This is a genomic window from Flavobacterium sp. GW821-FHT12A05 (assembly GCF_058807735.1).
Genome location: NZ_JBXAQY010000004.1, coordinates 592,770 through 606,008, shown reverse-complemented (window position 1 = coordinate 606,008; position 13,239 = coordinate 592,770). Strand labels below are relative to the sequence as shown.

Here is a 13,239-nt window from a genome sequence, read left to right as displayed (position 1 = left end):
TTTTTAAGGTGCTAAGATGCTAAGTTACTAAGGGACTAAGTTTTTAAGATTTAATTTGATTTGCCTCCAGCTAAAAAAAACTTTGTGTCTTAGCGCCTTCGTGGCAAAAAGACAGAGCATGAATAAGGCTAATTGCCATAAAATGATTAAATTTAGAGCATTATTTTAACAAAGTTTCCGAGAAACAAAAACTTGTCCTGACAGCTGTCGGGATTAAATCACAAACTCTATAATGATACATCAAGATAAAGAAATAAAAATAACAAAAAATAAAGCCAAACTATCCTGTTGCTGCTCACACGACGAGCCTGTACATTCTGAAAATGACGGACATGACCATGGACACGATCACGAACATGGAGCAGAGGGAAGTTTGTTTCAAATGTTTCTTCCGTCGATTATATCGCTTGTTTTACTGCTTATTGGGATAGGTTTAGATAACTATTTTCCACAAAGCTGGTTTTCGGGCTATGTTCGAATTGCGTGGTACGTTATAGCGTATTTTCCGGTGGGACTTCCAGTTTTAAAAGAAGCGTATGAAAGTATTATAAAAGGTGATGTTTTTTCGGAATTTTTCCTAATGTGTATTGCCACAATTGGAGCTTTTGCCATTGGCGAATATCCCGAAGGTGTTGCTGTAATGCTGTTTTATACGATAGGAGAAACCTTTCAGGGAATGGCGGTCAGCAGAGCAAAATCTAATATTAAAAGCCTGCTCGATCAGCGTCCGGATGAGGTAACGATTTTAGAAGATAATATTGCAGTAAAAGTAAAAGCAGCCGATGTTAAAATTGGTGTTGTAATTCAGCTTAAAGCAGGAGAAAAACTAGGTTTAGACGGCGAATTATTATCAGATTCGGCTTCGTTTAATACCGCAGCTTTAACCGGAGAAAGTAAACCCGATACCAAAAAGAACGGCGATACGGTTCTGGCCGGAATGATAAACGGAAACACGATTGCACTGGTAAAAGTTACAACGGCTTACAACGATAGTAAATTGTCTAAAATTCTGGAATTGGTTCAAAATGCAACCACTAAAAAAGCGCCGGCTGAATTGTTCATCCGCAAATTTGCTAAAATATATACCCCAATTGTAGTATATCTGGCGATTGCCATTTGTTTACTGCCAATGCTTTTTGTCGACAATTATGTTTTTAGTGACTGGTTGTACAGAGCTTTGGTGTTCTTGGTAATTTCTTGTCCGTGTGCTTTGGTTATTAGTATTCCGCTGGGATATTTTGGCGGAATTGGTGCTGCAAGTAAAAACGGAATCTTATTTAAAGGGAGTAATTTTCTGGATAGTATTTCGACCATTCAAAATGTGGTAATGGATAAAACCGGAACTATGACCGAAGGCGTTTTTAAAGTTCAGGAAGTTATTATTAAATCCGATTTTGACAAAGACGAAATCCTGAAACTGGTAAATGTGTTAGAAGGAAAAAGCACACATCCGGTGGCGACGGCAATTCATAATCATGTTGGCGTAATCGATTCGTCAATTGAATTGAAAAACGTCGAAGAAATTTCCGGACACGGATTAAAAGCTTCGGTTAACGAAAAAGAACTTCATGTAGGGAATTTCAAACTCTTGGATAAGTTTAATATTCCGTATGATATCGATCCTAATTCAGTAGTATATACCACGATTGCCATTGCTTACGATAATAAATTTGCGGGTTATTTAACCATTGCCGATGAAATTAAAGCAGATGCTCAGGAAACGGTTTCTAAACTAAAATCATTAGGCGTAAAAGTAACCATGTTAAGCGGTGACAAAACCAATGTGGTGAAATTTGTTGCCGATAAACTAGGAATCGCAAATGCTTTTGGAGATTTACTTCCGGAAGATAAAGTCAATAAAGTAAATGAAATCAAAGCCAAAAACGAAACAGTAGCTTTTGTGGGCGATGGTGTAAACGATGCGCCGGTTATTGCGTTAAGCACCGTTGGAATTGCAATGGGAGGTTTAGGAAGCGACGCAGCCATCGAAACGGCCGATGTTGTGATTCAGGATGATAAGCCAAGTAAAATTGCGATGGCGATAAACATCGGAAAACAAACCAAAAAAATTGTCTGGCAGAATATCACGCTGGCTTTTGTTGTAAAAGCATTTGTACTGATATTGGGTGCAGGCGGACTCGCTACAATGTGGGAAGCTGTTTTTGCCGATGTTGGAGTTGCATTGTTAGCCATTTTAAATGCAGTCAGAATTCAAAGAATGAAGTTTTAATTCAGCATTACATTAAATATAAAAATCCCAATTCATTTGTTTGAATTGGGATTTTCTATTTATTACACCCAACGGGTTATAATTATTTCTTCAAATGCTTTTGTTCCTGAATTTCGCCATTACCAAAAGACCAGTTTTCCTGTCCATTATTTTCTAATAAAACAATGATGATATTGTTACTTAATATTTCGGTCGATGCCGAAATTCTCGTGGCAATTTGATGGTATAATTTCTTCTTTTGTTCTAATGTTCTTCCTTGCCCGGCAGTGATTTGAACATAAATAATTTCATCAGAATGCGAAATGCCAAGATAACTTTCAGGATATTTGATCTGATGCTGTTCTAATTCTTCAATTACATGAAAATAATCGGCGGCAGGAATATGAAATTCTTCAATTAGAGCCTGATGAATCGATTCTGAAATTGTATTTTTTGTTTCTAACGAAAGCTTTTTGGGCAAACTGATTCTAACAAACGGCATATTACTTTTATTTAATAGTGATGTACTAACAAAGATAAAGGCTCAATTTAAAACAGACGATATATTTAATAAAAAACTTAATTGAAAATTTAGTCGTTGCATTAAACCCGACAGGTTTTAAAACCTGTCGGGTTTAATGCCAATCTAAAAAAAACATTCCGTAGGAATGTCTCATTGGTAGAAAAAAAATGATGTAGGTCTGGATTATACGTTCCATCGGAACGTTTGATTCATTAGATTGATGTGTTATTTCCATAAAACAAGTGTCCCTACAGGACACAACATGATTCAATACAATATTTTTCTACCAATGAGATATTCCTAACGGAATATTAAATATCGGGTTTAATATCAATCTAAAAAAACACTCCGTAGGAATGTCTAATCGGTAGAAACATCGTTTCATTTTATAAGATGCAACCTAAGAGTTCGCGAATTAAAGCATTGTTTTTCAGTGAAGTATTAGTTTTGTTTATTCAAAAACAAGACGATGAAAAAAATGCTTTTATTTTCCCTGACGTTATTTTTATGGTTTTCATGGGCATGGACTCAGAAAAAGGAAACCCACAGTACTAAAAGCATTGATTTTAATGTAATGCCGTACCTAAATTACAACAGAACCCTTGATTTTATGTTTGGTGCTATCCCAATGATGATGTACAAAGTAGACAAAACGGACACCATTTCTCCTAAATCATTATCCGGTTTATCTGCAGTTTATACAACCAATAAATCATATTTTATAGCCTCTTTTAATAAATTGTATTTTAAGGAAGACCGTTGGCGGGCGCAGGTTTTTTTAGCAGTGGGCAACCAAAATGCACAGTTTTATGTAGATGATATTGATGTGCCGGATTTTTACGATTATGGAACCAAAAAAGCGATAGCAAGTTTCACCATTCAGCGCAGGTTATTTAAATCGTTTTATGCAGGTCTTGGCTACTCGTATGCGCATTACAATACAAAATACGAAGACAATGTAGAACCGGCTTCTGTTTCGCATACCAATGGTTTGCAGCTAATTATGATGTACGATACGCGCGACGCAGTTTATTATCCTACTACAGGAAATAAAATAAAACTACGCTGGCTTACTTATCCGGAATGGTTTGGAAATGATGTTAGTGCCAATAAAATTCTCTCCGAATATGATAAATATTTCCCATTTAGAAATGGAACCGATGTATTAGCTGCTCGTTTTGCGGGTAAATTTGGATTAGGAAATATTGCTTTTGAACAACAGGTTACTATTGGAGGTAATGATATTAGAGGTTATTCTGAAGGGAAATACCGAGGCGACGGACTTATGGCACTACAAGCCGAATACCGATATAATTTTAATAAAAAAATGGGATTAGTTGGTTTTGCAGGTTTGGCGACAATTTATGGTTCTGATACTAAAGATTTTGATTGGAAATTGTATCCGGGAGCCGGTATAGGATATCGATACAGGGCTTTTAAACATGAAAAATTTAATATAGGTCTTGATGGCGCTGTAGGAAAAGGAGATTGGGGGCTCTATTTCCGTATTGGAGAAGCTTTTTAATGCGGTGAACTTTAAATTATGGAATAAAAAAAGCCCATTTTCATAAAGAAAACGGGCCGCACAGATTTGTAGATTTTGGGGGCAATTTGCAAATCATGTAACTAACATTATTGTGGCATTTCTGGTACAATGATTCTTCTTGTAGGTGTACTTAAAGTTTCTATAAAAGCCAGTAAATCGCTTATTTCTTCTTTACTTAAATCTAATTTTTTAAGTGCCGGATCAGCTTTAGGAATCAAGGTGTCTCGTGCTGTTCCGAGATATTTTTTCTGAACCGGAGAAGGATTTCCTAAATTATACAATTCCACAACATCCAATAAAGAAGGAAAATGCCCGTGGTGCATCCATGGTTTTGTATTAACAACTTCACGAAGCGTTGGTGTTCTGAATTTCCCAATATCTTTTACGTCTTTAGTGACATTGTAACGTCCGAAATCTTCATTTTTTGTTCCGAATAAAGTCTGGCCGTCATTATGAAATTGATTATCACTAAAATAAGGCGTATTGTGACAGTTGATACACTGTGCTTTGGTTCTAAACAAATGCATTCCTTTTACCTGCTGATCCGTAAAAACGTCTGATTTTCCGCTTACAAACTGATCAAATTTGCTTTTCGGACTATTGATCGATCTTTCGAAAGTGGCAATGGCATATTGAATTCGTTCTAATGATACTTTTTTATCTCCAAAAGCAGCTGTAAATAAAGTATTGTAACCTTTTATTTTAGCAATTTTATCAACGGCAATGGTCAGTTTTTCATTCATTTCCAAAGGATCTGAAACAGGAAACTGCGCCTGATCTTCCAGACTTTTGGCACGTCCGTCCCAAAATAAAGAAGTGGCATACGCCGAGTTTAAAATCGTCATAGAATTACGTTTTCCGGTTTGGCGGTCATGACCAAAAGAACGGGTTAAATTATCGGTCCAGCCCAATTCTGGATTATGACAGGAAGCACACGCAATTTGACCGCTTTTAGATAACCTCGGATCAAAAAATAATATTTTGCCCAATCTTTCTTTTTCCTTCGAATACGGATTATAAGCAGGATAAGGAACAGCAGGAAGAACACCGATATCCTGAAATTTAGCTTTATCAACACTTTCATGTAATTCCGCAGCCGGCCATTTTGAGGCATCTCCGCTGGAATAGATTTTTCTCAATTCCTGAATGTCTATATAATCAGGCTGTTCAACGCTTTTGTAAGCCGTCAAACTCAAGAGAAATAGGAGTGGGAAGATTAGTTTTTTCAATTTTTATATTTTGTTTTATTTTATTTTGTTTCAGGTTTCAGGTTTCAGGTTTCAGTTTTCAGTCTCAGTATTCAGTCTCAGTATTCAGTCTCAGTTAGCAGTTTGCTTTGTAAGCTTTGTCAAAGTTTTAAACTTTGACAAAGCTGCGGTTCTTCAAGTTTTCAATCGACAGTCAGCTGCGACTGAAAACTGCGACCGAAAACTGCCACTGCGACTGAAAACTGAAAACTGCAAACTGCAAACTGCAAACTGACCACTAAAAAAGCCTTAAAGCGTAACCTCCTTAGGACAGCTTTCGTTTATTGGATTTATTTTTGGATATGTTTTGTTGTTGTAAATTTTATATTGTCCGGAAACCGTTCCTCCAAAAAGTTTGTCATTGGTTAGTTTTAATTCGAAAGAAATTTCAAATAATCCCGTGCTGATTTCTTTATAAGTTCCTTCTCCGGCAATAGAGATAATATGACTATTTTTATTAGTTCCGGCAATGGTAATATCTTGCGGAATCACCAATACTTTTCCGCTGGTTTTACTGTTTCCATTATCAGGGAAAAATTCTAAAGCCGATGTAATATTGAATCCCGGAGAACTTGCGCCAGCCGTTGCTTCATTGCTAAACCATCTTTTTAGGTTGAAAGAATTCGTTGTCGAAATACCGGTTGCAACATTAAATCCAATTTTAAAAGCATCGTGGTACACATCGTCATTAGGATTTGCGGTGCCTTTGTCGCTGTATAAAATAGCACCTTCACTGTCTTTGGTTACTACAACAGGAAAAGTAAAGGCATTAAAAGCCTGCCATGCACAAGTACCGCTTTTATCGAACCAGTTTTCTCCATAAGTTAAATAAAACTGATTAGACAAATCATAGAATTTCGAAGCTGGATTTGCCTGAATATCTCGAGGCGATTTTATAGGTTTTGCAATAGTTAAAACGGTGTTTCCGGTTGCAATATAATTTGTTGAGGTTACGAGACTGATCTTTGTTTCGTATCGAACATCATCATTTTGAATGTCTTCTAAAAGTGTAAGATGATAGGTAATAGAGCTTCGGTTGTCTCCATAATCGTCGTGGGTCAAAGAATATTCAAATCCATTTAGGAATTTAAAAATACTCGCAGCATCAATTTCATCAGGAACAAATCCGTTTGGAAAATTTACTTTAAAATCGATCCTTTCGCCAATCTGTCCTTTTATATTATAATCCTTTACAGGAAAAGTATAAGGCGTTACAACTTCGCCCAGATTTATGGTAAAAGTAGTATTTGGAACTGCAGTATTTAGGCTTCCTATATGAATATTAGAATCGGATGTGTTTTCTAATTTTAACGTAATAGTTTGTTTTTCTTTCCATCTTTTATCAAAAGACAAATAAATAGTGTCCGTTAATTTATTGCCCTGAAACAACAATTCGCTTATTGGTTCTATGGTAAAAGTATCAGGATCACCGGAACTTACCGTACTGAAATTTGCGGTTACGGCGGTTTTTAAAGTCTCAGAACTTAGCGTTACGGGAACTTTAAGTATTTTAACCGATTTGTTTTCATACACAGCCGAAGGCAATATAGTGGTAGTCACGGCAGGATATTCTAATGGAGCTCCAGCGGCATTGGTCATGAAATTAAACCTGATAAAAGGTTCAATATTTTTAGAGTCTAATCTGTAATCATCTTTGGAACAAGATGAAAATAAGATTACAGCGATACTTAATACAGATATAATTTTAGTACGATTCATTTTGTTTTAGGTTTGCGTTAAGATTTAGATTTCTAAGAGGTAAAGGCAATACGTATTTTGGAGACGGATAAGTTAAACCGCAAACCGGTGCTACACAGCCGTCATTGCGAACAATATCTTTTTTGTTTCGGGCAATATCAAAAAATAAATGACCTTCAAAACAAAGTTCTTTTCTGCGCTCTTGAAATAAGGCTTCGGCAATAGTATTAGTATCGGTAAGTAAGGTGGCTTTTGCTCTGGCTCTTATTACATTAATGTCATTTTTAGCCTGATCCGGATTGTCTAAACCAATTGCAGCTTCGGCACGGATTAAATATTGCTCGCTTAATCTAAAAGCAACGTAACCCGCATTATTTTGGAACTTTTTAGTGAAATAATAACCTAAAAATACAGGCTGTAAATTGACAATAGTTGAGATAGATTTTAGAGAGAATAACTGCCTTCTGATATCGGTATTTTCATATAGACTCACTAAATCCTGAGAGGCTGAATATCTGCCGTAAGAGGTGTTTGAGGTAAAACCGTAAAAAGCTGACATTGAAAGTCCCGGAGTTCCTTCGTCATTTTTTGGGATAGAAAACTCTAATAAAATTTCAGAAACCGGAAGATCAGTTTGTTCCCATTGCGAAACATAATTATCAGAACTAACTAAGCTTACACCAGAATTTGCAATAACATCCGAAGCCGTATCGTAGGCATTTTTCCAATCTTTTTTAGCCAGATAAACTCTCGATAATAATGCTTTGGTACTTGTTTTATTGAAATAAGAATAAGCAGGTCCGGAAAGCAGCGAAGTATCAGAATACCAATTTAAGGCGGTCGTAATATCTTCAATTATAAAAGCATACGTATTAGCAGCAGTTTCTCTTGAAGGATAAGTAAGTTTCTCGTTTATAGAAGTTTTACTGTACACAATTCCCGGATGAGAAGCATTTTCTGTAAAACCATAATTCTGACTATACAATTGGCTTAATAAAAAGTGTGTATAAGCCCTAATTGTAAGAGCTTCGGCTTTTATTTGATTTTTTTCGGCTGTACTGGCATCAGGTAAAGCATCTGTAAATTCTAAAAGCAGATTGGTTTGATTGATAACATCGTAACAATTTCCATAAAATGCCGATAAATTAGACTCATCAGATCGATCATCAAAGGAGTAAACTCCTGTAACAGGGTCCGGAATAGTAATTTGTCCGTTTGAAGAAGTCGTAAGTGCAGGCGTAAATTTAATATTTCCTCCCTGCAAATCTGCATAAACCGTAAAAGCTTGCGTTCTAACCGTCGCTTCGAGTTCGCCGTATAAACCTTTCATGGCTTGCAAAACACCTTGTTTGTTTTTTAGCTGTTCTGTTATAGAAGTTTGTGTACCAGGTTCTTGTTCTAGAAAATCACTACAGCTTTGCAGTAAAAAAACAGAGGCCAGGAGGTAAGCAAATTTAAATTTTATAGTATGTTTTAAGTATCTCATCTTTTTAAAATTTTGTATTGATTCCGCATGAAATAGTTCTGGACTGCGGATAATTAAAGCTGAATTCTCTAATTCCGTTCATTCCTGACGGACTTTTTTCTTTGTACCAATAAAAAGCATTCGAAACATCGGCAAAAATAACCAGACTGTTCAGGAAAGTATTTTTAACAGGTACACTATAACTCAGGTTAATATTGCTGATTTTGATATAAGTAGCGTCGTAAACATTTTTGCTTAAGTTGGGCAGCAATGTATTTTTGCTTGGAGCTGGCTGCGATACAATATCTCCTTGATTTCTCCAGTAATCATAAGCATTTACCGACATGTTTCTATTAGACATAATGGTGTATTTTGATATGATTTCGTCCGAAATTAACTTATCGCCGCCCCATTGAAATGCACCTGTAAAAGACAAAGTAATGCGGTTGTTGAATGAAAAACTATTACTGAAACCTCCAAATGCTTTAGGCTGCAAATCTCCAATAGGTTCCCAGTCGGTTTCATTAAATAACCTTTTATAAGTTGGAGCATCGTAGATTTGACCGTTCTTTTTAATTAAATCACGCCCGGTTGCAGGATCAATACCAGCCCATTTAATTCCCCAGATGGTTGTCGTGCTGTACCCGATTTTTTGAGCAAGAGCAATACTTGCAACAGAATAATCGCTTCCTAATCCTACTAAATCCGTTACTTTATTATCGACCGTTGAGATATTGAAAGAAGTTGTCCATTTGAATTTTCCTTTTTGAAACCATTTAATTCTTGCCGACAATTCAAAACCTTTATTGTACATACTTGCTGCATTTAGCTGCATCGTTCCGTATCCGGTTTCTGTTGGAATTTCTCTGCTGGTAATTAAATCGTTTAAGTCGTCGTAATAATATTCTAATGATAATTCTACCGTATTAAATACATTAAAATCAACTCCGGCATTGAACTTTTTGTTTTTCTCCCAGCTTAAATTTCCGTTAGGAGAAGCGCTCGGCGTAGCAAACGATCCGCCGTTGTAACCATTTTGAAGCACATTATACAAACCTTTAGAACGGTAAGAACCAATTCTGGAATTTCCGGTAGATCCGTAACTTAGTTTTAGTTTTAAAAAGTCAATCCAGGTTGAGTTATTCAGAAATTCTTCATTAGAAACCAGCCAGGCTGCACCGGCGCCGCTGTTTAATGCCACGTTTGTATCATCGCCAAAAACAGAACTCTCATCACGTCTCATATTCCCTAAGAAATAGTATCTTTTTTTATAATTATAATTGATTTGTCCAAAGAAAGAGACACGCGAATTATAGCTGAGATCACTTTTAAATGACTGATTTCCTTTGGTTTCATCAATAGGTGTATTTATATTATCGTCCTGAATGGCATCTTCGATGTTATTGATCACATTAGGGTTCGTAAATCCTGTTGCAGAAGCATAATTAAAGTCATTTCTTTCTTCAGAAAGTTCAAATCCTGCAACACCATCAATTGTATTGTTTTTATTGATTTCCTTGTTAAACAGCATTTGCCCCTGCCAGTTCCATTTAGTCGAATTTCGTTTATTGAATAATCTTCTTCCCCAGTTTGAGTAGTTTTGTCCATTTAAAACGAAACTTCCGTTTATTTGGCCGCTTTCATTTTCGCCGGAAAAATAACGATCCTGAACTTTATCCAAATAATCCATACCAAATAAAGTAGCAAATTTGATATTTTTATTAAGTTCATACCCAACATTCAAACTTCCTAAAATCCCTTTTGATTCTGTTTCGTTTTTATTTTGCGCAATCGCCGCCAGCGGATTTCCTCCTGTTGCGCCTATTAAGCCTATTTTAGAATAGCTTCCGTCTGTATTATAAGGTGAAATGGTTGGCAGATACGCGAAATCATAATAAATATTAGGTGCATCTTTTTTAATATAACTAGGGTTTAATGATAAATTAATATCCCATTTTGATTGTTTGTAACCTAAATTAATTCCTCCGTTTAATTGTTTGGTCGTATTGCCCATTTGAGGTTCATCAATATTTAAATAGGTAATATTGGTGCGGTACGTAATTTTTGAAGTTCCTCCCGAAACGCTGAAATTGTATTTATTATAAATCCCTGAATTGTTTAAAAGATCAAACCAATCTGTATTCACTCCATTGTAAGGCGCTGGTACATAAGTAGGAGAGATATTGCTGTTGTAAGCATTGTTTAGCTCGTTGTACTGTTGTCCGTTTAAATATTTAATTTGATTGATTGCTGTAGAAACCCCAAGCTGATTTGAAAACTGAAATTGCGCAGCACCTTTTTTTCCTTTTTTGGTAGTAATTAAAATAACACCATTTGCTCCATCGGCACCATAAATACCAACGGCTGCCGCATCTTTAAGAACCGTGAAATTCTCGATATTATCTGGAGAAATAGAAGCAAGAGGATTAGTTAAGTTTTCGCTGGTACCTCCAGTTCCATCAAAAGCAGCATTGTCAATAGCTTTTTGTTCGTTCATAATCACGCCGTCGACTATAATTAACGGCTGTGTAGAAGTTCCCAGCAAACTCCCGTTTAAGGCTTTTAAAGTTCCCTGTCCGCGAACATTAATTTTTACCGGTCCGCCAATTCCAGAAGTATTTTCTACTAAAACCCCGGCAATTTGTCCTTCGACCATTTTATCGATACTTTCAGAAGCCTGTTGTACTGCAATATCTTTGGCATTTAAAGTAGAGATACTCCCTACAATTTCTTCTTTTAATTTTGTCGTACCATAAGAAGAAGTAATCACTACCGTATTTAATTCATCAGTTGTTTCTTCAAGATAAAACACAAAGTTTTTTTTATTATCTGCTTTTTGCGATTGCGTCTGCATTCCTAAAAATCCAACTTCAAGCACCAGATCATTGATGTTATTTCCTTTTAACTGATATACAAACTTTCCGTTAAAATCTGTAACAGCGCCCATTCCGGTTCCTTTTATGCGGATTGTGGCACCCGGAAGCGGCAGTTTGTCTTTTGCATTGTAAACCGTTCCGCTAATAAATCTTTCTGTTTCCTGAACATCAGAATTGGAAGTATCAGGAGCAGAATTGGTCAACAAAACCTGCTTTTTCTGGATGTAAAACGAAATGTTTTTGTTCTTTAATAACTTCGTTAAAGCCGTTTCAAGAGTTACATTATTTACATCTAAATCGGCCGGCTGATCGGCATCAATTTTTCTTGCGTTATAAATTATTCTAAAATCAGTTTGTTCTTCAATCGATTTGATAATTAGGCTTATAGGTTTGTTTTTTATATGTAATGTTATGAGTTTATTCTGAGAAAATCCTTTAAATCCAGATATGAGTAGGGCTAAGAAAAACAGAATTTTTCTTAAAACGGGTTGTATCGCAAATGTCATGTTTGTTTTATTTATCGAGGATTGGTAATGGTAATAGTTTTTTGGTTAACGGAATAATTAAAAGGAGTGTCGCGTTTTAGAAGGTCTAAAATGTTCTCGACACTAGATTCGCTTATGTTTATGGTACCAGTAAAATTCTGTCTGGCCAAATCAGAATTTTCATTGATAATCTCAACGTCGTAGGTGCGTTGAATAATTTTAGCGATGGTAGAAAATGGGGTATCTTTAAAGGCTAATTCTCCTTTTGTCCAGGCTGAATACAAAGAAGTATCAACATTTTTCAGGCTGATTTTTTTAGCATTATGCTGCCATGTTGCCATTTGGTTTGGCTCAAGCAAAACAACATTCGAAGGATTGGCAGTTTCATACATTTGAATGCTTCCTTCCACCAAAGTACTGTTAACACTAGGATTTTCAGGATACGCGCTTACATTAAACTTTGTTCCCAAAACCTTAATATCAACTTCAGTGGCGTTTACAATAAACGGATGTTCTTTGTCTTTGGCCACTTCAAAAAAAGCTTCTCCGGTTAAATAAACATTTCGGTTTCCGTTATTGCTAAACTGCTCCGGATAACGCAAAGTGCTTCCGGCGTTTAGATTTATAACAGTTCCATCTGAAAGCGTAAGTTTAAAACGTTTTCCGTACGGAATTTTAAGCGTATTATAAATTATTTTAGCGGCAGAAGTTTTACCAAAATAAATGATTTCGTCAGGAAATTTTTTGGCCACTAAATTTCCTTTGTCATTTACTAAAGTAATTTGATTTTTTTCAGAAAAGTACTCTAGACGGCCGTCGCCTAATTCCAGAACAATTTCTTTTGATGCTTTAGATGAATCGGTAAATAATGAAATAGTTTTTCCTAACCCAATTAAAACTAAAAATACTGCGGCATAGCTGAAATACTTCCTCAGTTTATTTTTTGGTTTCATTTGAATTAATGGAACGGAATCACTTAAAATATCATTTGATAATCCGGAAAGAACCCACGCTTTCTTTGCCGTTATAAATTGTTTTTTATTTTCTGCCGATGCTGCAATCCATTCAAAAAGTGCCTGAACTTCTTGTTCTGAAGCTTCGTTAGAAAGATATTTTTGTATTATTTCCGATGTCATATTTGAGTTTTAAAACTTCTCGTTATAGTTAGTACACTTCAGAAATAAAAAACC

At 35.8% G+C, this 13,239-nt stretch carries 8 protein-coding genes; 2 read left to right on the top strand and 6 right to left on the bottom strand.

The window, feature by feature from the left end; genetic code table 11:
* Window positions 1-232 precede the first annotated feature (232 nt).
* Window positions 233-2,230 (top strand): heavy metal translocating P-type ATPase, encoded by a 1,998-nt coding sequence (locus AC1RRQ_RS12155; protein ID WP_493023295.1) that lies wholly within the window; start codon window positions 233-235, stop codon window positions 2,228-2,230.
* 82 nt (window positions 2,231-2,312) lie between these two features.
* Here the strand turns inward: AC1RRQ_RS12155 and AC1RRQ_RS12150 are convergent, their stop codons facing one another.
* Window positions 2,313-2,711: a tautomerase family protein gene (locus AC1RRQ_RS12150; protein WP_493023294.1), complete on the bottom strand. Its 399-nt coding sequence runs from the start codon at window positions 2,709-2,711 to the stop codon at window positions 2,313-2,315.
* 490 nt (window positions 2,712-3,201) lie between these two features.
* Between AC1RRQ_RS12150 and AC1RRQ_RS12145 the strand changes: the two genes are divergently transcribed.
* Window positions 3,202-4,257 carry a BamA/TamA family outer membrane protein gene (locus AC1RRQ_RS12145; RefSeq protein WP_493023293.1) on the top strand — a complete coding sequence of 352 codons (1,056 nt, stop codon included), beginning with the start codon at window positions 3,202-3,204 and terminating at the stop codon, window positions 4,255-4,257.
* A 107-nt stretch (window positions 4,258-4,364) separates the two neighbouring features.
* Here AC1RRQ_RS12145 and AC1RRQ_RS12140 read toward each other — a convergent pair whose 3' ends face one another.
* The 5 genes from AC1RRQ_RS12140 to AC1RRQ_RS12120 form a co-directional block, all read right to left on the bottom strand.
* Window positions 4,365-5,507, bottom strand: coding sequence for a cytochrome-c peroxidase (locus AC1RRQ_RS12140; protein WP_493023292.1), 1,143 nt, complete (start codon window positions 5,505-5,507; stop codon window positions 4,365-4,367).
* A gap of 267 nt (window positions 5,508-5,774) precedes the next feature.
* The gene (locus tag AC1RRQ_RS12135; RefSeq protein WP_493023291.1) at window positions 5,775-7,244 is read right to left on the bottom strand and encodes a hypothetical protein; all 1,470 of its coding nucleotides are present in this window, start codon (window positions 7,242-7,244) and stop codon (window positions 5,775-5,777) included.
* Complete coding sequence (locus AC1RRQ_RS12130; protein WP_493023290.1) at window positions 7,231-8,709, bottom strand: RagB/SusD family nutrient uptake outer membrane protein; 1,479 nt, start codon at window positions 8,707-8,709, stop codon at window positions 7,231-7,233. Before AC1RRQ_RS12130 ends, AC1RRQ_RS12135 begins: the two co-directional genes overlap by 14 nt.
* A 4-nt stretch (window positions 8,710-8,713) precedes the next feature.
* Complete coding sequence (locus tag AC1RRQ_RS12125) at window positions 8,714-12,070, bottom strand: SusC/RagA family TonB-linked outer membrane protein (RefSeq protein WP_493023289.1); 3,357 nt, start codon at window positions 12,068-12,070, stop codon at window positions 8,714-8,716.
* 11 nt (window positions 12,071-12,081) lie between these two features.
* Entirely contained in the window at window positions 12,082-13,185 is a 1,104-nt protein-coding gene (locus tag AC1RRQ_RS12120) for a FecR family protein (protein ID WP_493023288.1), read from the bottom strand.
* Between the last annotated feature and the right edge of the window lie 54 nt (window positions 13,186-13,239).

Bases quoted from the DNA above. Each gene is read 5' to 3' on its own strand.
- AC1RRQ_RS12120 (WP_493023288.1), bottom strand. From the start codon at position 13,185: ATGACATCGGAAATAATACAAAAATATCTTTCTAACGAAGCTTCAGAA.
- AC1RRQ_RS12135 (WP_493023291.1), bottom strand. From the start codon at position 7,244: ATGAATCGTACTAAAATTATATCTGTATTAAGTATCGCTGTAATCTTA.
- AC1RRQ_RS12155 (WP_493023295.1), top strand. From the start codon at position 233: ATGATACATCAAGATAAAGAAATAAAAATAACAAAAAATAAAGCCAAA.
- AC1RRQ_RS12130 (WP_493023290.1), bottom strand. From the start codon at position 8,709: ATGAGATACTTAAAACATACTATAAAATTTAAATTTGCTTACCTCCTG.
- AC1RRQ_RS12125 (WP_493023289.1), bottom strand. From the start codon at position 12,070: ATGACATTTGCGATACAACCCGTTTTAAGAAAAATTCTGTTTTTCTTA.
- AC1RRQ_RS12150 (WP_493023294.1), bottom strand. From the start codon at position 2,711: ATGCCGTTTGTTAGAATCAGTTTGCCCAAAAAGCTTTCGTTAGAAACA.
- AC1RRQ_RS12145 (WP_493023293.1), top strand. From the start codon at position 3,202: ATGAAAAAAATGCTTTTATTTTCCCTGACGTTATTTTTATGGTTTTCA.